This is a genomic window from Bacillus sp. ATD (assembly GCF_050585765.1).
Classification (GTDB): Bacteria; Bacillota; Bacilli; order Bacillales; family Bacillaceae; genus Bacillus; species Bacillus stercoris.
Genome location: NZ_JBOBQH010000009.1, coordinates 101,685 through 124,318, shown reverse-complemented (window position 1 = coordinate 124,318; position 22,634 = coordinate 101,685). Strand labels below are relative to the sequence as shown.

General features: G+C 45.0%; 26 protein-coding genes. All 26 read left to right on the top strand.

Features of this window, described 5'->3' with window-relative positions; all coding sequences use genetic code 11:
• Positions 1-43 precede the first annotated feature (43 nt).
• The 26 genes from ACQXR1_RS18365 (at position 44) to ACQXR1_RS18240 (ending at position 22,631) form a co-directional block, all read left to right on the top strand.
• Entirely contained in the window at positions 44-394 is a 351-nt protein-coding gene (locus ACQXR1_RS18365; protein WP_069149434.1) for a phage portal protein, read from the top strand.
• A complete protein-coding gene (xtrA, locus tag ACQXR1_RS18360) occupies positions 391-597 on the top strand; it encodes a phage-like element PBSX protein XtrA (RefSeq protein WP_071580556.1) in 207 nt (68 codons plus the stop codon). Before ACQXR1_RS18365 ends, xtrA begins: the two co-directional genes overlap by 4 nt.
• A gap of 114 nt (positions 598-711) precedes the next feature.
• Entirely contained in the window at positions 712-1,221 is a 510-nt protein-coding gene (locus ACQXR1_RS18355) for a sigma-70 family RNA polymerase sigma factor (RefSeq protein ID WP_014663641.1), read from the top strand.
• Between the two features lie 117 nt (positions 1,222-1,338).
• Positions 1,339-2,136: a phage terminase small subunit gene (gene xtmA / locus ACQXR1_RS18350; RefSeq protein ID WP_430772625.1), complete on the top strand. Its 798-nt coding sequence runs from the start codon at positions 1,339-1,341 to the stop codon at positions 2,134-2,136.
• A complete protein-coding gene (locus tag ACQXR1_RS18345) occupies positions 2,133-3,434 on the top strand; it encodes a PBSX family phage terminase large subunit (protein ID WP_430772624.1) in 1,302 nt (433 codons plus the stop codon). Before xtmA ends, ACQXR1_RS18345 begins: the two co-directional genes overlap by 4 nt.
• A gap of 3 nt (positions 3,435-3,437) precedes the next feature.
• A complete protein-coding gene (locus ACQXR1_RS18340; RefSeq protein ID WP_430772623.1) occupies positions 3,438-4,925 on the top strand; it encodes a phage portal protein in 1,488 nt (495 codons plus the stop codon).
• A gap of 19 nt (positions 4,926-4,944) precedes the next feature.
• Positions 4,945-5,772 (top strand): XkdF-like putative serine protease domain-containing protein, encoded by an 828-nt coding sequence (locus ACQXR1_RS18335; protein WP_430772622.1) that lies wholly within the window; start codon positions 4,945-4,947, stop codon positions 5,770-5,772.
• A 25-nt stretch (positions 5,773-5,797) separates the two neighbouring features.
• On the top strand, positions 5,798-6,733 hold the full coding sequence (locus tag ACQXR1_RS18330) for a phage major capsid protein (RefSeq protein ID WP_003232690.1): 936 nt from the start codon (positions 5,798-5,800) through the stop codon (positions 6,731-6,733).
• Positions 6,734-6,754: 21 nt separating this feature from the next.
• A complete protein-coding gene (yqbG, locus tag ACQXR1_RS18325; protein WP_021479474.1) occupies positions 6,755-7,138 on the top strand; it encodes a protein YqbG in 384 nt (127 codons plus the stop codon).
• Positions 7,135-7,491 (top strand): YqbH/XkdH family protein, encoded by a 357-nt coding sequence (locus ACQXR1_RS18320; protein WP_003232682.1) that lies wholly within the window; start codon positions 7,135-7,137, stop codon positions 7,489-7,491. The genes yqbG and ACQXR1_RS18320 overlap by 4 nt, the downstream gene beginning before the upstream one ends.
• Entirely contained in the window at positions 7,488-7,973 is a 486-nt protein-coding gene (locus ACQXR1_RS18315; RefSeq protein WP_021479473.1) for an HK97 gp10 family phage protein, read from the top strand. The genes ACQXR1_RS18320 and ACQXR1_RS18315 overlap by 4 nt, the downstream gene beginning before the upstream one ends.
• Positions 7,974-7,985: 12 nt before the next feature.
• Entirely contained in the window at positions 7,986-8,426 is a 441-nt protein-coding gene (locus ACQXR1_RS18310; RefSeq protein WP_430772621.1) for a phage tail terminator family protein, read from the top strand.
• A gap of 3 nt (positions 8,427-8,429) precedes the next feature.
• A complete protein-coding gene (locus ACQXR1_RS18305; RefSeq protein ID WP_003220589.1) occupies positions 8,430-8,648 on the top strand; it encodes a hypothetical protein in 219 nt (72 codons plus the stop codon).
• Positions 8,645-10,045 carry a phage tail sheath family protein gene (locus ACQXR1_RS18300; RefSeq protein WP_306289877.1) on the top strand — a complete coding sequence of 467 codons (1,401 nt, stop codon included), beginning with the start codon at positions 8,645-8,647 and terminating at the stop codon, positions 10,043-10,045. Before ACQXR1_RS18305 ends, ACQXR1_RS18300 begins: the two co-directional genes overlap by 4 nt.
• Before the next feature lies 1 nt (position 10,046).
• Positions 10,047-10,490: a phage tail tube protein gene (locus ACQXR1_RS18295; RefSeq protein WP_003232677.1), complete on the top strand. Its 444-nt coding sequence runs from the start codon at positions 10,047-10,049 to the stop codon at positions 10,488-10,490.
• A gap of 88 nt (positions 10,491-10,578) precedes the next feature.
• Positions 10,579-11,025 (top strand): phage tail assembly chaperone, encoded by a 447-nt coding sequence (locus ACQXR1_RS18290; RefSeq protein WP_014663652.1) that lies wholly within the window; start codon positions 10,579-10,581, stop codon positions 11,023-11,025.
• A 41-nt stretch (positions 11,026-11,066) separates the two neighbouring features.
• Positions 11,067-11,207, top strand: coding sequence for a hypothetical protein (locus ACQXR1_RS18285; protein WP_003220596.1), 141 nt, complete (start codon positions 11,067-11,069; stop codon positions 11,205-11,207).
• A gap of 702 nt (positions 11,208-11,909) precedes the next feature.
• The gene (locus tag ACQXR1_RS18280; RefSeq protein ID WP_430772654.1) at positions 11,910-16,301 is read left to right on the top strand and encodes a transglycosylase SLT domain-containing protein; all 4,392 of its coding nucleotides are present in this window, start codon (positions 11,910-11,912) and stop codon (positions 16,299-16,301) included.
• Positions 16,294-16,953, top strand: a complete 660-nt coding sequence (locus ACQXR1_RS18275) for a LysM peptidoglycan-binding domain-containing protein (protein WP_014663654.1) — start codon at positions 16,294-16,296, stop codon at positions 16,951-16,953. The genes ACQXR1_RS18280 and ACQXR1_RS18275 overlap by 8 nt, the downstream gene beginning before the upstream one ends.
• Before the next feature lie 15 nt (positions 16,954-16,968).
• On the top strand, positions 16,969-17,946 hold the full coding sequence (locus ACQXR1_RS18270; protein ID WP_430772620.1) for an XkdQ/YqbQ family protein: 978 nt from the start codon (positions 16,969-16,971) through the stop codon (positions 17,944-17,946).
• Positions 17,946-18,212 (top strand): DUF2577 family protein, encoded by a 267-nt coding sequence (locus tag ACQXR1_RS18265; protein WP_430772619.1) that lies wholly within the window; start codon positions 17,946-17,948, stop codon positions 18,210-18,212. The genes ACQXR1_RS18270 and ACQXR1_RS18265 overlap by 1 nt, the downstream gene beginning before the upstream one ends.
• 57 nt (positions 18,213-18,269) lie before the next feature.
• Positions 18,270-18,695, top strand: coding sequence for a DUF2634 domain-containing protein (locus ACQXR1_RS18260; RefSeq protein WP_014663657.1), 426 nt, complete (start codon positions 18,270-18,272; stop codon positions 18,693-18,695).
• A complete protein-coding gene (locus ACQXR1_RS18255) occupies positions 18,688-19,734 on the top strand; it encodes a baseplate J/gp47 family protein (protein ID WP_003232669.1) in 1,047 nt (348 codons plus the stop codon). Before ACQXR1_RS18260 ends, ACQXR1_RS18255 begins: the two co-directional genes overlap by 8 nt.
• Entirely contained in the window at positions 19,718-20,296 is a 579-nt protein-coding gene (locus ACQXR1_RS18250) for a YmfQ family protein (protein ID WP_430772618.1), read from the top strand. The genes ACQXR1_RS18255 and ACQXR1_RS18250 overlap by 17 nt, the downstream gene beginning before the upstream one ends.
• Positions 20,293-20,565 (top strand): hypothetical protein, encoded by a 273-nt coding sequence (locus ACQXR1_RS18245; RefSeq protein ID WP_071580567.1) that lies wholly within the window; start codon positions 20,293-20,295, stop codon positions 20,563-20,565. The genes ACQXR1_RS18250 and ACQXR1_RS18245 overlap by 4 nt, the downstream gene beginning before the upstream one ends.
• Before the next feature lie 2 nt (positions 20,566-20,567).
• Positions 20,568-22,631 carry a terminase gene (locus tag ACQXR1_RS18240; RefSeq protein WP_430772617.1) on the top strand — a complete coding sequence of 688 codons (2,064 nt, stop codon included), beginning with the start codon at positions 20,568-20,570 and terminating at the stop codon, positions 22,629-22,631.
• Positions 22,632-22,634 lie beyond the last annotated feature (3 nt).

The following is a 22,634-nucleotide window of genomic DNA, read 5'->3' as shown; positions in this document are numbered from 1 at the left end:
GAACAGAAAAAAACATTGAACAATGGTATAAGGATGACGGGAAGTGAAAGTGTTGGAAAAAACAAAACAGACAGAGAAAAGCCCTGCGCCGTGGCATGCTGTCCCGTGCGGGGATACAAAACCAATCTATATTTATTCAGCTTACAGTGAAGAAGAAAAAGAAAGATTTCCGTATTCAAACGGGCGGCTGATTGCCGCTGTATTTGACCTCAGCTCTTATTCGCAAAAAAGCAATGCCGCTTTGATGGCCGCTGCGCCTGAATTGCTGGAAGCGTCTAAAGCAGCTCTTGATTTTCTGAAGGGAAATTCTGTTCATTCAAAGGAGCGCATCATTCAGCTGTTAGAAAAAGCCGAAGCAAGCGCTGCACCGAAAAAGGGAGGAAAAGAAACATGATTCATCCTAAAAAACTGCTGCATATTGATTCCATCACGCTGGAGAGCCAGCTGGAAGACGGAAAAATCCGTGTCATTATTGTGGATGGGATCAAGCAAGAAGCATGGATTACAGAAGCGCCGGAGCATGGAAAAACGCTCGTTGAAACAAGAAAGGGCGACCTTGCCCGTGTGGAATTTGAAATCGGCTACAAATTAAATTAAAGCGAAAACAGAATACGTCCAAGACGGAAAGCCTGCGGACACTGATCAACTGCACAGCATTTGTGCGTTGATTGGTGTCCGTTTTTTATTTCCAAAAATGAGGAGGATCATAGAATGCAAGACTTACTATTTGAATATAAACGCACGCTCAAACAAACAAGAACACAATATAAACCGCTCGCTGAGGCAGATGAATCCGTGCTCTCAGCTGAAGAGCTGAAGGATAAAAAAATTATCAGAAATATAATTACTGATCTTGAATATGTAACAGAATGGCTTGAAAAAGGAAGACAGCCCGGCATCAGACGGGCGATTGACCGGCGTGATGCGTACCAGCGGCTTATGATTAAGGATCCGAGAATCATCGAATCATTTTCCAGCGCTATGATGTTTGAGCCGGACGGACAGGTATCAGAAGAAGACAGAGAGAGAATTCAAGCAGCATTAGCCCTGTTAACGGACAGAGAAAAAGAAATGTTTTTGCTGCACAAGGTAGAATGTTTTTCTTATGAACGGATCGCTGATCTTCTCGGCGTAAAAAAATCGACAGTGCAAACGACGATCAAACGGGCGATTGGAAAGATGCAAAGACAGCAGGAAGAATTGAATCGATCACTTGCATGAAAGCTTGTCATACGTTTGCCACCTATAAGTGAATAGAGCATGACACATAAGCGGCTGGGATAATCAGCCGCTTTTATGAATAAACAACCATGCTGGAGGTGGCGGTGATGCCGTAGCATGAAAACACAACAGCGCGAACAAGCATTAGCAATCTATCAACAACATCAAGGAAAGATCACAAATCGGGCGATCGCGGACACCATCGGCGTTTCCGCGAAAACAATCGGCGTCTGGAAAAAACAAGACAAATGGAAAGAGGCCCTGTTTTCTGCGTCCAAAAACGAACAAACACAGCGCCGGATAGACAACGATGAATTAAATGAACGCCAGCGGCTGTTTTGCCTGTATTACGTCAAAAGCTTCAATGCCACGCAGTCAGCAATCAAAGCGGGCTATTCTCCGGACAGCGCTCATGTGACGGGGAGCCGGCTCTTAAAAAATGAAAAGGTCGCTGCTGAAATCAGACGCATAAAAAAAGAAATGGTCAACGAGATGTTTATTGAAGCAATGGACGTGCTGCAGGTTTATATCAAGATCGCGTTTGCGGATATTACGGACTATGTGACCTTCGGAAAAAAAGAGGTTCAGGCTGTCGGGAAATCAGGTCCGCTGTTTGATGAAGATGATAACCCGATTATGAAGGAAATCAGCTTTGTCGATGTCAAAGACTCCGGGCTCGTTGACGGCACCATTGTGACGGAAGCAAAGCTTGGCAAAGAAGGCATTGCCATCAAGCTTGCAGATAAAATGAAGGCGCTTGAGAAGCTGTCCTTATATTTTGATTTGTTTCCAGATCAATTTAAACAAAAAATTGAAAATGAGAAATTGAAGCTTGCCAAACAAAAAGCGGAGAAAACAGATGACAGCCAGGAACCGATTGAAATTATGATCAAACGAAAAGAGGGCAAGTCATGATTGTAAAAGAAATCAACCCTCATTTCGAAGATTACGTGTTCAATTGGGAGCAGACGTACCAGTTTCTCGTCGGCGGCTACGGCTCATCCAAAAGCTATCATACGGCATTGAAAATCGTGCTAAAGCTGCTGAAGGAAAAACGGACGGCCCTTGTGATCCGGGAGGTGTTCGATACCCATCGGGATTCGACCTTCGCCTTGTTTCAAGAGGTGATCGAAGAGCTCGGTCTCACAAAGGCTGTGGCATCTCTTTCTTCCCCGCTGCAGCTGCGATTTCACAATGGCAGCCGGATCATGTTCAAAGGAATGGACAATCCGGCAAAATTAAAATCGGTTCATAACATTTCATTAATATGGATTGAAGAGTGCTCAGAGGTGAAGTATGAGGGGTTCAAGGAGTTAATCGGACGTCTTCGCCATCCTGAGCTGAAGCTTCATATGATCTGTACCACCAATCCCGTCGGCACCTCCAATTGGACGTATAGGCATTTTTTTCGGGATGAACGCAAGAAACGGTTTGTGCTGGATGACAGCGAACTTTACGAAAAGCGGACGATTGTGAAGGGAGATACGTATTACCATCATTCCACCGCTAACGACAATCTTTTTCTCCCGGAAAGCTATCTGAAACAGCTTGACGGACTCAAAGAGTATGATCCCGACCTGTACCGGATTGCCCGCAAAGGACGATTCGGCGTCAACGGGATCAGGGTGCTGCCGCAGTTCGAGGTGCTCCCGCATGATCAAGTAAATGAATCTATCTCAGCCATCAGCAAGCCGATTTTTCGTACAGGCATGGATTTTGGATTCGAGGAATCCTATAATGCCGTCGTCCGGCTTGCTGTCGATCCTGAAAAAAAATATCTCTACATTTATTGGGAGTATTATCAAAACAAAATGACAGATGACAGGACGGCTGAGGAGCTTCGTGAGTTTATCGATACACAGGAATTGATCAAAGCCGACTCGGCTGAGCCGAAAAGCATCCAATATTTCCGCCAGCAGGGCTTTCGGATGGTTGGAGCCAGAAAATTTCCCGGCTCCAGGCTTCAATATACCAAAAAGGTAAAACGGTTCAAAAAAATCTTCTGTTCGGATCGCTGTGAAAATGTCATCTATGAGCTCAAGACACTTACGTATGCCAAAGATAAAAACGGAGCTCTGATTGAGGATGAATTCACGATTGACCCGCATACGCTTTCTGCCATTTGGTATGCGCTTGATGATTATGAGGTTGCTGATATGAAAGAGACAGCACACAAACGAATCCGGCCGAACCGAGAAAGGAGGAGGTCATAAATCATGCACAATCAAACAGTCAGAGCAACTGTATTTAAAGCCAATGCCGCGGCTCCACAAACAAAGCAACTCTATGAAGATGACTTTTCTGAGCTGTACGGAGAGGACATTATCGCTCCGCCCTACAATATCATCGAGCTCAAAACCATTGCCGAATACTCGACTATTCTTCAGCAATGCATTGATGCGTACAGAGTGAATATTACAGGCTTTGGATTCGATGTTGAGTACACATTTGATGTCAACGCAAGTGATGTCGATCAGGCAAAAAAGAAAAGAGCGGAAAAAGACTGGGCCAGACTCGAAGCCTTTTATAAATGTCTTCACTTTGATGAATCAGCTGAAATGATTTTAGGCTATGCCATCGAAGACAGAGAAAAAACAGGCAACGGATTTATGGAAGTGCTTCGCGACGGGGCGGGAAAACCTGCCGGCATCGAATATTTAGATGTGAAATATATGCGTGTATGCGGAGCAGGCGAGCCTGTAGAGGTTTCATTCGTATATGAAGAAAACGGGAAAATGAAAAGGATCAAAAGGCAAAAACGCTTCCGAAAATATGTGCAGATGATCAATGGAAAGAAAGTATTTTTTAAAGAATACGGCGATCCGCGAAAAATGGATATTCGCACAGGTGAATATGTAAACACATTGGCAGAGAAGTATCAAGCAAATGAAGCCATTCACCTCAAAATCGGAAGCGGCGTATACGGTGTACCCCGCTGGATCGGCAATATTGTCAATTTATACGGGGCCCGAAAAGCAGAAGAGCTCAATTTTATGTATTTTAAGCAGGGACGTCACGTCCCCGCTGCGATTACAGTGGAAAACGGGATGCTGTCTGAAGCTTCTTACCGGGAGCTGCAGGAATACATGAATGATCTTGAAGGCGTGGAAAACGCCCATAAATTTCTCCTGATCGAAGCGGAAGGAATCGCAAAAGAAAAGGATCTCCACGGAGGCGAGGATATTACGCCGGTTTCCGTGGAAATCAAATCCTTGGCCGAAATTCTCCAAAACGACGCCTTGTTTCTTGAATACGATGAAAAAAGCAGAAATAAGCTGCGTTCAGCGTTCCGCCTCCCGCCGCTGTATACAGGCGAGGCCCAGGAATACAACCGGGCGACAGCTGATACGGCTAGAAAAATTACGGAGGAGCAGGTTTTTCAGCCGGAGCGAAAAACGCTCGTGAATAAACTGAATACGCTGCTTTTGCCGGAGCTGAATATCCATGACGTCAGGCTGACATTAAAAGGACCAGACTTTCGTGATCCGCTTGAGATTGCGAAGGTGCTCGGTCCTTTTATTACAGCAGGAGCGGTCTCGCCGAATGATTTACGCGACCTTGCCGGACGGGTGCTTGGCAAAACACTGGAGGAGTGGCCGGAGGACATTTATAAACGGCCTGCAGGACAGGATGCGGAAAAGACAAACCTGACTGCGCTCATGCAGGAGTTGAAAGAAAGCATCGAAGATATCAAAACGTCCTGAAGGGAGGTGAATCAAGCAGGTGGCGCGAGAATTAAGAAATGCCAAAATCAGCTTTGTCAGTTATGTGGACAAGGCGGCTAACCAGACAGAATTTTTCTTTACGAAGTCAGCCAAACCTCCGTCATTTGAAAAAAAGGTTCGGCTGTTTACAAAAAGTGAGCAGGATGAACAAAAGCTCGTGTACGGAATCGTGTATGAGCCTGATGTTCCTGATGCCCACGGCGATTTTATGACCGCCGAGGAAATTGAAAAAGCGGCGCACGGTTTTCTCGCGGAGGCACGGGAGATTGATATCAATCACAACTTTGAGGGCGGAACCGGCGTCGTGGTCGAGTCCTATGTGGCGCCCGATGATTTTATGATCGGGTCAAAGCGGATTACAAAGGGCTCATGGGTACTCGTGACAAGAGCGTCTGACGAGGTGTGGGAACAGATTAAGGCTGGAATTATCACCGGCTACAGCATGGCTGGCACTGCAGATGTGTATGAAGAAGAACCGGTCGAAAAAGCAGGGTTCTTTAGTGTATTCAAGCAAATGCTTGCTGACAAAACAGGGAAGGAGACTGAAGAAATGAGAAAAGAAGACATGAAAGAATCATTCGAGCATGCGCTTTACCCTCTGCTCAAACGGCTTGAGCGGATTGAAAAAAACACAGACACGGAGGAAAAGCCGGAGCAGACGGGTGATGACGAGCGTCTGAAAAAGCTCGTTGAAGACATGCTTGCCCCGCTGATCGAACGCATCGAGGCGTTGGAAAAAGCGCGAGGCGCGTCTAAGCAGACAGCGGACGATACGGGCGGCAATACAGAGCAAGTCAAAAAATCAATCTGGAGCGGACTGCTGTAAAACCAGTCAAGGAGGAGGAAATCAATTGAGAAATCAAGAGATCATTCGGAAAGCGGAAATGTCGCTTTCTGCTTTAAAAAGCGGCGGGCTTATGAACCCTGCGCAAGCATCGGCTTTTATCCGCATGGTGCAAAACACGCCGACCATTTTCAGTGAATCCCGCGTGATTCAAATGGAAAATGACTCGCAAAAATTTGAGAAAATCGGCTTCGGCCAGCGTATTCTGCGGGCTGCGCAAGAAGGAAAAGCACTGTCAAACGACGAGCTGACAGTTCCAACGACAAGCACTGTCCAGCTGAACACGAAGGAAGTCATTGCGGAAATTAACATTACGTATGACACACTTGAAAACAATATTGAAAAAGACGGCCTGCAGCAGACAATCATGCAAATTTTAGCAGAGCGCGCAGCAGTTGATATTGAAGAGCTGATCGTTAACGGTGATACAGCATCAGCTGATCCGTATCTGGCACAGCTGGACGGCATCCGTAAACAGGCGGTTTCCCATATCGTTGACATGAACGGTGAAGAACTGTCCAGAGCGACATTCAAGAAAGGCTTAAAGGCAGTTCCGCCAAAATATTTGCGCATCCCTCAGGAATTCAGATTCTATACGTCTCACGGCTTAGAAGTTGAATGGAAGGACCGCGTGGCAGACCGCCAGACAAACCTTGGGGACCAGGCTGTTCAGGGCGGCTTGTCAACAGCATTCGGCGTACCGGTCAAAGGAGTATCCAATATTCAGCCGTACACAGTCGGTGAGGGAGACGCGCAATATGACGCTTCTGATATCATTCTCACACATCCGAAAAATATCATTCTCGGCTTCTCCCGCAATATCCGAATTGAAGTCGACAAAGACATCCGCTCCCGTAAATTCATTATTGTCTTAACGGCCAAGCTGGACAGCAAGTTCGAGGAAGAGGATGCCTGCGCGAAATTAATTAACGTAAAAGAATAATAGAAACGAGGTGGTCAGCTCATGCTCATTGAACCGACTGACGTAGCCTCCTATTCGGTCTATGATCGGGTGAAAAACAGGCCGGAAGAGCTGCTGGCGCAGGATATCATCGAGGCGGAAGCAGAAGCGGCTCTCATCACGGGCCACCGCTTTGAAGACAGCTTGTATGATCCGCTGCCCGGTAAGGTGAAGCTGGCTTTAGTAAAGCTTGCCCAGTATTTTGCGCTTGTCAACAGCGATGAATCTGCCTCATCAAGCTATCAGTCTGAGAAAATGGGGGATTATTCCTACACGGTTTCCGGAGAAGGCGGGATTCAGCGGCCTGAGGTGTATCATTTGCTCGAAGAGTTTATCAAGCCGGGCTACGTCCCTGAATCCTCCAGACTGAAGGTGAGATCTTTATGAGCTACAAGCAGATGCTCATTCACCGTTGCGACATTTATCATGAAGCAGCCCAAGCGCCGTCTGCAGGCCGATTTGGGATTCCGGCAGACAGGCTGCAGCCGGTGATTTCATATCCCGATACACCCGATGAACAAGATGTCCCTTGTTATTTTACCGAAAAAACACAGCAGCTGATTCAGGAGAAGCCGGATCAAACTGTATATCATAGCTTTCTCGTCCATTTTCCGTTGTCAGCGGACATCCGAGTGAACGATAAAATCATTTGGGAGAATCATAAATATATACTAAAGCTGCCGAAAAGGATCAGGCATCATCATTGGGAGGTCGTCGCAGTCAGGGATGAAAGCCTATGAAAATAGCGGGATTGAAACAGCTGAACACGGCATTAAAAGAAGCGGCTTCAGGCGGTTTTTCCAGACAGGCGTCCCGGTGGCTTGAGGAGTGCGGGCAAGATTTTCTGGAGATCGTCCAATCTGAACTCATCAGCACACAAACGATTGATACAGAAAAACTGCTCAGTTCCTTTGAGAAAGGCGCAGAGGACAATCTCTGGATTGTGCAAAGCGGCGGGCTTTCGCTTGAGGTGGGGACACAGCTTGATTACTCCTCATTTCTTAATGACGGCCATTGGACGTCAAAACAAGATGTGAGATGGGTGCCGGGGCGTTTTCAAGGCTCACGGTTTATTTATGATCCAGCGGCTTCAACGGGAATGGCGCTCAAGAGAAAATGGATACCGGGCACGGGCTACTGGGATCATGCACTGCTTTTATATGAACAGCTGTTTGAAAAATCGCTGGAAAGCAAACTGCGCCAGTGGCTGAAGAAGCTGTAAAGGAGGAGCAGGATGAACAGTGAAACAGGATCGATCATGGCATTTTTGTACAGCCGGTGGTCTGTTCCCATTTATGAACGCGAGCTTCCTGATCACTTTCAGGTGCCGTCGTTATACGTCCCGCCACCATCTGTTTTCGAGGAAACAGATACGGTCTCCACATTTAAAAAAACCTACAGTCTCAATGTGAAGCTGTTTCATCATGACTCCGTTCAGGCGCTGGATGAAGCGGACAGGCTCGCGGATGCCATCAGAGAAGCGAGAAACATGGTTCCGCTGCTCAGTGAATCCGGCGAGAAAACGGGGGATATGGTTCGCGTTACCCGAATTGAGACAAGGGTAGGAGACAGGGGCGAGGCGGTCATGGTGATCAGGTGGAGCAGCCGATATTATTATCACAAAACAGAACAGCCTGTCTTACAGGATATCGACATGAACAGCGGGGTGAAATAAGCGGTGGCAAAGAATAAACAACAGAAGAAGGCTGTACATACGGAGAGCCGGGAAGCTCTTTTTGATACAGCGGATTTGATTAAGCACGCGAAGGAACTGTTCGGCGTTAAGCCGGATATTCTTCAGGGGGCTTTATTTGGCGTGGATCAAACACGTATGACGAAATCAGAAGCCAATCAATTGATTCAAACATTTCTAACCAAGGAGGTCATGTCATCATGAATGGCGGAACATTTACAACAGGCAAAGAAAAAGAACGTGCAGGCATTTATTTTAACTTTAAAACAACGGCACAGGAGCGGGTATCACTCAGTGAACGGGGAACAGTCGCACTTCCGGTCGCATCAAGCTGGGGCGAAGCGAAAACGTTCGTCTCCATTTCAAGCGTTGAAGACCTAAACAAAAAAGTGGGTCTCAGCATTGATGACCCGTCTTTATTGCTGCTGCGTGAAGCGAAGAAAAACGCGAAAACGGTATTGATGTACCGTCTAACCGAAGGCGTCCGAGCGTCTGCTGATATTGCTGAAGGCGTTAAAGCGACTGCGGTATATGGCGGAACAAAAGGTAATGATATTATCATCCGTATCAATCAAAATGTGCTGGATGCTGATTCTTTCGATGTGACAACATATATGGACGAATCAGAGGTTGACAAACAGACCGTCAAAAAGGCTGAAGAATTAAAAGCTAACGGCTATGTCACTTTTACTGGAACAGGCGATCTTTCTTCGACGATTCCTCTCACTGGATCAGAAGGAGACACTGCCGGTGAAACGCTGAATGCAACCGCTGGAATCCGTTTATCCGGAGGTACGGATAAAGCCCCTGTCAACTCCGACTATACAGATTTCTTAGCCGCGGCTGAAACAGAGAGCTTTGATGTGATTGCGCTGCCTGTTGCGGAGGGGGACCAGCTAAAGGCGACATTTGCTGCTTTCATTAAACGTCTGCGCGACGGCCAAGGACAAAAAGTACAAGGCGTCACAGCCAATTATGCCGGTGACTACGAAGGCATCATCAACGTAACAGAAGGTGTCCTGCTGGAAGATGGCACGGAAGTTACACCGGACAAAGCAACAGCTTGGGTAGCTGGAGCGAGTGCAGGAGCAACCTTTAATCAATCACTTACATTTGTAGAGTACGAAGGCGCCGTTGATGTGTTACACCGCCTTGACCACGACACGATTGTTGAACGTCTGGGCAAAGGCGAATTTTTATTCACATTCGACGCCCGCGATAAATCCGTCAGTGTAGAAAAGGATATTAACTCACTCGTGACGTTCACAGCTGAGAAAAACAAGAAATTTGCGAAAAACAAAATCGTTCGTGTCCTGGATGCTGTGAATAATGATTTAACACGCGAGCTGAAAGCCTTAATTAAATCAAGAAAAGGCAGCGGGAGCGATATCCCGGCGTCTGAAGACGGCCTTCAGTATGTAAAAACGATGATCACGCAATACATGACAACGCTTCAGGATGCGGGCGGCATCACTGGCTTTGATTCCGATGAAGATATCACAATTTCAATGAATGAAGATCGTGACGGCTTCTTGATTGATCTGGCTGTACAGCCTGTCGACGCAGCAGAAAAATTCTACTTTAATGTGGAGGTAAACTAATATGGCATTAAAAGCACAAAACACAATTTCAGGAAAAGAAGGCCGCTTATTTCTCGATGGTGAGGAAATGGCGCACATCAAAACATTTGAAGCAAACGTTGAGAAAAACAAGTCTGAAGTCAACATTATGGGCCGCCGCATGACAGGCCATAAAACAACAGGGGCAAATGGAACAGGGACCGCGACGTTCTACAAAGTCACATCGAAATTCGTGCTATTGATGATGGACTATGTCAAAAAAGGCAGCGACCCTTATTTCACACTCCAAGCCGTGCTGGATGATCAATCCTCCGGCCGGGGCACAGAGCGAGTTACGCTGTACGACGTCAACTTTGACTCTGCCAAAATCGCAAGCCTTGATGTCGATTCAGAAGCGTTAGAGGAAGAAGTTCCATTTACCTTCGAAGACTTCGACGTGCCTGAAAAGCTTTCTGACACGTTTTAATCAAAACTGAAATAGCCATACGCAGACCTTTCTCAGAAAGGTCTGTTTTTCATGATGAAATCAATCAAAAGACAAGGGAGTTTTTTACATGAGCGAGAAGAACGAAAACGTATATGATCTTTCCTTTTTTATGCCGGGAAAAACAATTGAAGCTGAAGAAATCAAAGTGCCGATCTCAAAGCGTTTTGTTGATAAAAAAGGGAACATCGTGCCATTTATTTTTAAAGCGATCACGACGGAGCGTATTGATGAATTGGAGAAAGAAACAACAACGTATAAAAATGTCAAAGGCAGAGGCCGTGTTAAAGATTTAGACAGCCAGCGCTTTTATGCCCGAATCGCAGTTGAATCAACCGTTTACCCTGACTTCCGTTCAAAAGATCTTCGAGAAGCTTACAAAACGGCTGACCCGGTAGAAGTTGCGAAACGCGTCCTCTCAGTTGGAGGCGAATACGCGAACTGGTTAAACAAAGCGATTGAGATTAATGGATTCGAAGATGAATTAGAGGATCTGGAAGAAGAAGCAAAAAACTAATCAAGGATGGGCATAAAGAAGCCGTGTATCTCTACTATGCGATGCACGAGCTTCACTATTCTCCATCAGATTTATTAGCGCTTTATGAAGCGCCGCGCAATTTTAAGGCGCTGTTGTATGGACTGATCGGATATAAGCTCGATCTTCTTGAAAAACAAGCAAAGAAAGGAGGGGCATCGTAATTGGCAAAGCTGACAGCAAGATTTGACTTGGAAGACCGGGTAAGCAAAAAGCTAAGAAAGATACAAAATGGATTTAGAGCGCTTGAAAAGTATAGAAAAATGACGCAGCGAAATAGAGCTATCGATATACGAAAAGAAAGCAAAACTGTGTTAAGGACAATTGACCGCATACAAAAATCATTAAAGAAAAAGCTTGGCGCCCAAATGATTTCCATTTCAGCTGAGGATAACGCCAGCATTGTCATTCAGAAGGTTCAAACTCAATTGCAAGGATTGCCGGCATCGGTATCTATTAAAATTGGCGCCAGTGACCAAGCAACAGAAAAATTTGAACGACTAAGAGAGCTCGTTGCGGGATTTAAAGGATTTACGATAATGCTGAGTGCAGAAGACCAAATTTCGCCGGCTGTTCAAAAAATACAGCGTTATATGGAAAATGCACTTCAAAATGGCTACTCTGTTACAATACGCGTGATTGATCACGTCATGAAAACAGTCGGTCGCATTTCTGCCGGTATTGATGCCTTAACAGGAAAAGACAACAAATTGGAGCTGGCTATTAATGACAAGGTGTCAGATAAGCTGGATTCCTTGCAGAAAAGAATTGATAGCATGGGAAGCTCAGGTTCACCGGATAAAGCAGCTTCTTCAGCCGGAGGAAATGCCGGTGATATTGCAAGCATGTTTGATCCGGAAACGATTTTGACAGCACTGGACAAATTTGCTGCATCATTCATGGAAAAAGTGGATGAAATCGCCACAAAATTCAGCCCGGAAACAATTCTAACAGAGCTGGATAAGTTCACAACATCATTTATGAGTAAAGTGGATGCGATTGCGACAAAATTCAGTCCAGAGACGATTCTGACACAGCTTGACAAGTTCACAACATCATTTATGAGCAGGGTGGATGCAATTGCGACAAAGTTTAGTCCAGAAACAATTCTGGCACAGTTGGACAAGTTCACAACATCGTTCATGAGCAAGGTGGATGCAATTGCGACAAAGTTCAGTCCAGAAACGATTCTGGCTCAGCTGGATAAGTTCACCACATCATTTATGAGCAAAGTGGATGCAATCGCAACGAAGTTCAGCCCGGAGACAATTCTGGCACAGCTTGACAAGTTCACAACATCGTTCATGAGCAAGGTGGATGCAATTGCGACAAAGTTTAGTCCAGAAACAATTCTGGCACAGCTTGACAAGTTCACAACATCGTTCATGAGTAAGGTGGATGCAATTGCGACAAAGTTTAGTCCGGAAACAATTCTGGCACAGCTTGACAAGTTCACAACATCGTTCATGAGTAAGGTGGATGCAATCGCAACGAAGTTCAGTCCGGAGACAATTCTGTCCCAGCTGGATAAGTTCACCACATCATTTATGGGCAAAGTGGATGCGATTGCGACAAAGTTCAGCCCGGAAACGATTCTAAAACAGCTGGATAAGTTTACAGGCTCATTTATGAAGAAAGTAGATGAAATCGCAAGTAAATTCAGTCCTGAAGCCATTTTTAAACAATTGGATAAGTTTACAGGCTCATTTATGAAAAAAGTAGACGAAGTCGCAAGTAAATTCAGCCCAGAAGCTATTTTTAAGCAGCTGGACAAATTTACAGATTCCTTCATGAAAAAAGTAGATGATATCGTAAGCAAATTCAGCCCGGAAACCATTTTTAACGAGCTTGACAAGTTTACAGATTCCTTTATGAAAAAAGTGGACGATGTCGTAAGTAAATTCAGCCCGGAAACCATTTTTAACGAGCTTGACAAGTTTACAGATTCCTTTATGAAAAAAGTGGATGATGTCGTGAGCAAATTCAGTCCAGACGCCATTATTAATAAAGCGGAAGACTTTGTAACAAATATTGTTGATAAAATCTCAGAAAAATTTAATTTCCTGAATCCGGATAAAATCGCCAATAAAGCAGAAAAGTTTTTTGATAATATTGTCTCGAAAATCGCAAAGAAGTTTGAGAAATTCAGCCCTGATAAAATTATTGAAAAAGTGGGAGAGTTTTTTGAAAAGATTATAAAAGGCATTGCTGAAAAACTGGGGAATCTGGATTTTGGGGGACTGCTTGGCGGCAAATCCAGCGGAAGCAAAGGCAAACAAAAAGCCTCAAAAGCCAATACAAATAACTCAACTTCAAGCAACTCAAACCGTACTAAAAAACCTTCTATGAACCAAAAAGCGTCAGGTTCTAAATCGAAGAAGTCAGGCGGCAAATGGGGCGGGGCTTGCGGATGCTGCTGTGCCGGAATCAGTACAGGCAAAAGCAAAAAAGTTAAAAATAGAAACGGTTCATCTAACAAAGGCAATAAATCAAATCCTGTGAGTACGCCTAAATCTGCAAAAGCAGCTAAAGGCGGATCAGGCAAAGGTTTTTCAGGCCTTCTGAAAACATTGGGAGAATCAAAAGGTTTGAAGGGCGGACTGAAGGGCTTAAAAGGAGCCGCAAAAGGAATACCAGGATTAGGCGAAATATTGTCTCTTACAGACCTAGCGGGAATCAATAAGGATAATGCCGGTGAAAAGGTAGGTTCAGCCGGCGGAGGTTTAGCCGGAGCCGCTGCAGGAGCGGCTATTGGAAGCGTTGTGCCTGGAGTCGGAACCGCTATTGGCGGAGTTGTAGGAGGAATTGCCGGCACTTTCGGCGGTGAAAGTTTAGGTAAGGCAATTGATGCCGGCGCTCTAGAAGATACATGGAACAGCATCACAGAGGGTGCGCAAAATGCCTGGTCAGCCATTCAGGATACTTGGGGAACTGTATCAACATGGTTTATGGATAATGTCTGGACGCCAGTGTCAACCGCAGTTGTGGGTGTAGCAACAAGCATATGGTCCAACATCGTGAATGCTTGGACTACGATCCAAACAATATTCAGTACTGTATCAACATGGTTTATGGACAATGTCTGGACGCCGGTTTCATCAGCAGTTGTAGGTGTAGCAACAGCAATATGGTCTAAAATCGTAAATGCATGGACGACAATTAAAAATGTGTTCAGTACAGTTGCTTCATGGTTTATGAGTAATGTGTGGGGGCCAGTCAAATCTGCTGTAATAGGAGCGGCAACTACAATCTGGGATAAAATGACTGGTGCTTGGAATAAAATTAAGAGTGTTTTCAGTACGGTATCGGGATGGTTCATGGATACAGTTTGGAACCCGGTCAAAAATACAGTCTCAGATGTAGGCAAGGGAATTTCTGATGCTTTCAAAAAAGCGATAGACACAGTCAAGAACATTTGGAAGGGGCTGAGCGGCTGGTTTAAAAAGAATATTCAAGAACCTCTTACAAAGGTTGGAGAAGCCATTTCAGATGCTTTTTCTAAAGCGTTCGGCTGGGTGAAGCAAATCTGGGATAAAGCTGGCGGCGTAGCTAGTAAAGTGATTAATTTTGTAACCGGCGGCGGAGATCCGAATAAAGGGAAGGATCCGGATAAAAAGGCCACAGGCGGCTACATCACCAAACCAACCATCTCGTGGATCGGTGAAGCCGGCAAGGAATTCGTTATCCCGGTCGATAACAACCGAGGCCGAGGGAAGATGCTTCTTTCACAAGCGGCGTCTAAGCTGGGTATGCAAGTCGTAGACGACATGGGCGCCGCTTCGTCTTCCGGTGGAAGTCCGGTATCTGTTTCAGGAGGAGCAGCTGCCAGTCCGTTATCAGGATCTGCCTCTCCAGCAATGGACACTGCAAATCTTACAGGCCAAGCATCCACACTCGGACAGCAATTTTCAGAAGGCTTTGACAAGGGAATAAGCAACCAACCTGTCAAAATGGAAGACTGGAAAAAGAAAAACATCAATACGCCATTTACACAAATGATTTCTGCTTCACCAAATTACGGTAAACAAATGGTAAGCGGGTATGCCAAGGGCCAAAACGGTACAGCAACCGGCACAGACGGCTTTTTGCAATCAAAAGTTAAAACGCCGTACCAAGCCACTGTGAACAAATCGTCTTCATGGGGCACAGGAACGGTCAAAGGCTTTGCACAAGGACAAAACTCAACCCAAACAGGAACTGCACAGTATGTGAGTACACATGTTGACAAACCGTTCCTGCGGTCAAAAGACACATCGAACAGCTGGGGCTCCGGTTTGATCGGAAATTTTGTGACAGGCATGAATGCTAAATCCAGTGAAGTGAAACAAGCTGCAAAGGATATGGCAAAGAGAGTGGAGCAGGCTTTCCGTGAGGAGCTAGATATCCATTCGCCTTCCCGCGTTATGATGAGCTTGGGGCGTTTTGCTTCAATTGGTGTTGTCAAAGGCCTTGGCTCAGTAGATGTCAAGAAATATGCTGAAAAACAAGCTGGATCACTGGCGGCTGCCTATTCCGGAATGGGCGCGATGAGCGGGAACGTAAAACAGTGGATTATGGCTGCTCTCATGGCTACAAAGACACCAATAAGCTGGCTGCCGGGACTCATGACGATTGCGCAGCATGAATCCGGAGGCAACCCGAATGCAATCAACCTATGGGACAGCAACGCTAAAGCGGGGCATCCGTCACAAGGGCTGATGCAGACCATCCCAAGCACCTTTAATGACCATAAAGCACCGGGTATGGGTAACATTAAAAACCCGATTCACAACGCTGCTGCCGCAATCGGCTACATCAAAAGCAGATACGGCTCTATTGACAATGTACCTGGTATTAGAAGCATGAAGCATGGAGGTCCTTATGTCGGTTATGCCAACGGCGGACTGATTACAAAAGAACAAATCGCCCGTGTCGGTGAAGGAAACAAGCGGGAATGGATCATCCCAGAGGAACGGGGCATACGCGGTCGCTACCTTCTTCAGAGAGCGGCACAGGCTCTTGGTATGGAAGTGACAGATCCGTCTCAATCCCAGCAGTCTGAGCTTTCTTCAGGACAAGTTTCAGCTGTTACATCCGGTACACGGCAAACGATACAAACAGCCGGAACGAAAGAAATAAAGATTGAGTTTAACGGCGATCAGCATTTTCATAATGATCAGGACGCTGATAGCTTGGTAGCAAAAATCAAGCAGGCATTGCTTGATGAATTACAAAAAGACATTAACACTGGAACAAAGGGGGTCGTGGCTTTTGACTAAGTCTGTCTATGAATTTTGGATATCACAGGGAAAAGAAAAGCTACGATTCCCTGTTCTTCCTGAAGCGATTGATATAGCGAATAGTGTACAAAATGACTCAGTAAAGATAACAGGACTGGGTGAACTAACGTTTATTGAAGAACCCGGAGCGAAAGAAATTTCATTTTCTTCTTTTTTTCCAAAAAAGTATACGCCGATAGCTGAATATCAAAATCTCCCGTCTCCGGAAAATGCCATTGCGAAAATTGAAAAATGGATGAAGGCTAAAAAGCCTGTTCAATTTTTAATTACGGGAACTAAAATCAATATGGCATGCAGCATTGAAAGCCTTAAATATAGTGAAGGAGACAAAGAGATAGGGGATAGGGATTTTGATATTGTACTAAAAGAATACAAAACCGCTTCCCCCCGAAAAATCAAGCGGAAGAAAAAAACAAAGGCAAAACGCCCGTCGAAGGCTTCCCCGAAAACCTACACAGTGAAAAAGGGAGACACGCTGTGGGACATTGCCGGCAGATTTTACGGGAACAGCACGCAATGGCGCAAAATTTGGAACGCCAATAAAACAGCAATGATTAAACGAAGCAAACGAAACATCAGGCAGCCGGGCCACTGGATATTTCCCGGCCAAAAGTTAAAGATACCGCAATGAAACAGGTGATGTATGATGATAGAACTGTTCGTCATTAAAGACACAGAGTGGCTTGAGCTGGTGGCAGAAAGTGTATCGCTTGAAGGCCATCGTTATCAGGCGCCGCGTTCCATTGAAGCGACCATCGTCATCAAACAGGGCGACCAGACGTATTACAGTGTCTCAGAAGGAGATACGGTATTGTTTAAATGGAAGGGAAAAGAGCTTTTTCGGGGCATTGTTTTTGCAAGAACCCCGGACGAGCATACGCTTGCCTTCAGCGCATATGATATGCTTCAGTACCTGGTCAAAAACCAGGATATGTACGTGTTTTCCAATCAGCGGGCCGACCAGATCATCAGAAGGATTGCTAGTGACTTCCAGATACCGACAACCTCGATCGCGAACACAGGCCATACGATCAAAAGTCTTGTCATTAAAAATGATACGACATTGTTTGACATCATATTAAAAGCGCTGAAACAGACGAAAAGCCAGACAGGGCGACATTACCAGCTGTATTCGGAAAAAGGAAAGCTCGGCCTGCGCGCGTGGCCAGATCCGTCAGAGGTATGGGTGCTTGAAACGGGTGTCAATATTACGGGTTACCAATACAGCACTTCTATAAACGACACTGCTACTCGGGTGGTGCTTCGCCGGCAGAAGGACAATAAAACATATAAAGCCTCTGCCAAGGACAGTTCAGGCGTAAACAAATACGGTGTGCTTCAATATACAGAAACGGTCACAGATGACATCAACCAGGCACAGCTTCAGCAGCGGGCAGATGTACGCCTAGCTGAAAAAAAGGGCGTGAAAAAAGAACTGAAAAATATTCAGGCAGTGGGCATCCCGGAAGTGCAGAGCGGCTTACCCGTCTATATTTCTATTCCGGAGGCCGGCATCAAGAAAACCTATTGGGTAGATACGGACCGGCATGAATTTAAAGGAACGAAACATACGATGACGATCGATGTTGTCGAAAAGAATAAGATGCCGGAAGGAGTATCCTGATGAGATTAAGTGAGGCTATAAAACAGTTGGCTGTTGGTGCAGTTGACGCTGAGTCTCCGGTGGAACTGCTCCCGGCTGAGATCGTTTCGGTTTCTCCTGTGGAAATCAAATTAAAAGAAAACAGCAAACTGATCATACCGGAAGACGCCATCATTATCCCAAAACGGATGCAGTCCGGAGGAGACGATGCACTCGAGCCGGGGGATCGCGTCATGACCGCGGCTCTGACTGGCGGTCAATCGTTTTTTATTTTAGACAAACTATAGACAAATCGCTTCGATCGAAGCGGTTTTTTATTTAGCTTGTAAAAAGGAGTGGGCATCATGGCCCTGACACCAGAAGTAGAGTTTGAGGATTTTGAAGATGAGAGCGAAGTCATTGAAACCTCGCAAACGTACAAAATAGATTTTGAAAATGGAAGAATTACGAATGAGCTGATTACCGGTCTTGAAGCGATCAGGCAATTCGTCTATATCGCCTTACAGACAGAACGCTACGCGTATTCCGTATACAGCCATAATGTCGGAAATGAGCTTCAGGACGTGCTGACAGATCATGAGACGACTGATGCCTATAAAAAGATGGAGATTCCGAGATTGATAGAAGAAGCGCTGGTTTATGATGACCGGATATCGGCTGTAACAGATTTTGAGATTGAAAAACAAGGCGACGCGTTTCATGTGTCCTTCGTGGTGGAGACGGATGAAGGAACGCTTGAGATTGAGGAGGTGATTGGCGAAGATGTTTGAAGATCAGACTTTTGAAGCGATTATGGAGCGTATGCTGAACAGCATTTCTGCAGATATTGACACAAGAGAAGGCAGCGTCATTTATAATGCGTTAGCCCCGGCGGCGGCCGAGCTTGCGAAGTCTTATATATGGCTGGATACTGTTCTTGAGCTAGTTTTTTCTGATACCGCGCAAGGCGAATTTTTAGACAGGCGTGCAGCGGAAGCGGGAATTGAACGGACAGCCGCGACAAAGGCGGTCAGAGCGGGAGAGTTTACATCTGGAGTTACTATTCCTGTCGGCTCCCGCTTTTACGTCGATAATCTTTATTTTCAATATACGGCAGACGGGACGCTCATCTGTGAAACACCTGGTGAAGCGGGAAATGCCAATCTGACTGGACGCAATTTACTATCATTGGATACCATTCCCGGTTTAGAAACGGCCATTGTCAAAGAAATCCTAATTCCGGGACGCGAGGAAGAAGGAGATGACAGCCTGCGGGAACGGTATTTTACAAGGGTTCGTCGGGAGGCTGTCAGTGCCAATAAAATGCATTATAAGGAGTGGGCTGAAGAAGTGGACGGTGTGGGGAAGGCAAAGATCTTCCCGCTTTGGAACGGTGAGGGCACGGTTAAAATTGTCGTCACGAATGCGAATCTTGAGCCCGCTTCTCCTATTTTAATTCAAAAAGTGAAAGATTATATCGACCCTGAACCAGGGCAGGGAGAGGGACAGGCGCCAATCGGAGCTGTAGTCACAGTGGAAAGCGCGGTCTGGAAGGAAGTTGAGATTTCTGCCGAGGTGCTGCCAGAGATCAATCACTCAATTGATGAAGTGAAGTCAGAAATTGAGGAAGGCGTTTTAAATCTCTTTAAGAAAATGGCGTTTGAAGACAACGTCATCCGTCTTTCTCAAATTAACAATATTGTCTATAATTCGCCGTCAGTCAGTGACTACTCCAATATTCAAATCAACGGCACGTCTGAAAATCTGGTGCTGAGCGACGTGGAAATTCCTAAGCTTGGGCAGGTGAAGATTATTGAGCAAACAAGATGACATGAGAGCTTATCTGCCGCCGTTTCTCACTAGCCTTAAAGAAATGGCTGAGCTGCTGAAAGCGGAAGCGCCTGAGTTTGACAAACAGAATAACAGCATATTTGATCTGACGGATCAGCTATTCGTGCCGACGGCGACATGGGGGCTCAGCCGCTGGGAAAAGATTTTAAACGTCCCGCGTGAATCAGGCGACACAGATGAGATCAGACGATTGCGGCTCATTTCCAAAATGTCGAACATCCCGCCAATCACTTACAAGGCCATTGAGCAGGCGGTGAATCGTTTCTTGAAAAACCCGTCTACACAGGTCCGTCTGCTCCCCGGTGAATACCGCTTTAACGTGGATATCAATGTTGATGACCTTCAGCACATGAATGAGCTGATCGAAGCGATAGAAAACATGAAGCCTGCTCATTTGGCGTATACGCTCAGAGGCGGATTAAACGAGACGCTACAAATCAAAGACACAGTCATCCTGAATCACCGCAGATACCGAACAGCCAGTGAGCTGAAGGTCGGTTATTCTGTCACCCTTAACAACAATGAGGTGGTTTTAACTTGATTTCAACCATATACAGAGAACGTACAGCGGCAGATCTGAAAAGCAGAATTGATCACGTGCTGCTCAACGGCCAAAAAACAGAAATAGTAGAACTCGCCATTGACGGAGCGACAGTCACCGTCCTGACAAAACGTGAGGAAGACATCAAGCATATCGAAACGGTCCAAATTTTTGACGAGCAGGGCAATGTGATCACTGAAAGAAAGACTGACCTGGACGTCAGCGAAAACAGAACACTCGATTTCAGATTTACTTTTGAGGTGGTGTAAACATGGCATACGAAGAAAAAACAGACTGGCTTCCGGACGACCCCATCAACGAAGACGACGTCAACCGCTGGGAAAAAGGCATAAAAGACGCCCACACAGACCTGGCCGCCCACAAAAACGACATGAACAACCCCCACAACACAACAAAGGCGCAAATCGGGCTGGGGAATGTTGATAATGTACAGCAGGCGGCGAAGAAGGATTTTGACAAGCATGAGCAAGATCAGGTGCGGCATATTACATCGACAGAGCGTGAAAACTGGAACGCAAAAGAAACTCCAGGTGAAGCTCAAAATAAGGCAGATCAAGCCGAAGCCAACGCAAAAGCCTATACAGATAGTTTTGCTGCACGAAGAGATAATCCTAACCAAGTAACAAAAGCACAAGTTGGACTTGGGAATGTCGAAAATGTGAAACAAGCCTCACAAGCAGATTTTGATGCTCATTTAAGCAATACTAAAGTTCATGTATCTGAAGGGGAAAGAAATAAATGGAATGCTGCCCAACTAATTAAACTTACTGGAGACGATGGTAAAAGAATACAACTCCAAGACGGTACAGATATTCTTACATTATCTTCTGGGTTTTATTGTGCAGTTGGTCAGTCAGTTGTAAACAACCCGGTGGAAGGCGATGCAACTTGGTATAACTACGATATTGTAGAAGGCGGTTCAGGAAGGAAAACAATAGTAGCTTACCAAAGTTGGGGAAGCATGATGTGGATCGGAATGGTTCACACTGATGGAGAATTTAGAGGATGGAAACAAATTGCAACAACAGATTTTATAGATAGAGTTCAATCAGAATTAGATATTCATAAAAATGATAAAACTAATCCACATTCAGTTACTAAACAACAAGTGGGTCTCGGAAATGTTGAGAATGTTAAGCAGGAGACACCTGATGGTGCGCAAAAAAAAGCTGATACTGCTTTGAACCAATCAAAAGATTATACTAACAGCACGGCCTTTATTACTAGACCATTAAATTCAATAACCGATGCAAATGATTTAAATCTTCCGCCTGGCACTTATCGTTTAGACACTAATTACATGAATGCAAATCCAGTATTGCAAAATCAATTTCCGCTAAATGATAACAGAACAGGTTTATTAATTATCTACCCTTCTGTAAATAAATGGGCTACACGTCAAGATTGGTTTAGCATCTCTACGAAAACACTTTATACAAGGATAGCTTTTAATGGTACTGATTATACTAATTGGTATATGTTGGAAACATCGGAAGGTTCACAAAGTAAAGCAGATAAAGCTTTAGCTGATGCTAAAAACTATGTTGACTCTAATTATACGAATAATAAATTAACAGTTCTTACAGGATCCAATGCAATTCAAGACGCTAGAACAAGCGGCAATGAGTATCCAGATGGGCTGACTTTTATGGATATAGGAGCAAATAATACAACAGGTTACCCGCTTACCTATGGCATAGTAAAAAATGAAAAGTATAGTAATTATCGATTTGCTCAATATTTTTATGGGACAGGAAATGAGTCAAACTCTTATTTTACTAGTACAGGTTCTTGGATTCGCCATTGGTGGGCCGATTCCGGTTGGACAGCTTGGCATAAAATTTCTGGATTTGCTCATGCAAATATCGGAACTACAGGAAAGCAGCAATTGATTAAAGGAGAACTTCAAAAAGTAAAATATAATAGAAAAATAAAAGATAGCCATAATACTTTTGATACTAAAAACAATAGATTTATTGTTCCGAATGATGGAATGTTTTTGGTGAACGCGGGATTGTATATAGAAAATTATCAAAGGTATGTAAACTATGAATTGGACATTTATTTAAATGGTGTTAGATATAAAAATATTGCACACTATAGGGCAAATCCAGGAGACCAGTCGGATACTACCGAAATAAATGTTGGACTTTATGGGGCTGCAACAGTTCCAGCAAATCAAGGGGATTATATTGAAATTTACTTATATGTCGGATATAACGGTGGTACTACTCGGTATACAACAGAAAGCTCAGGGTGGTATAACTACTTTGATATTACAGAAATCGGTGGCAGAAATTATCCGAGGACTTAGGAG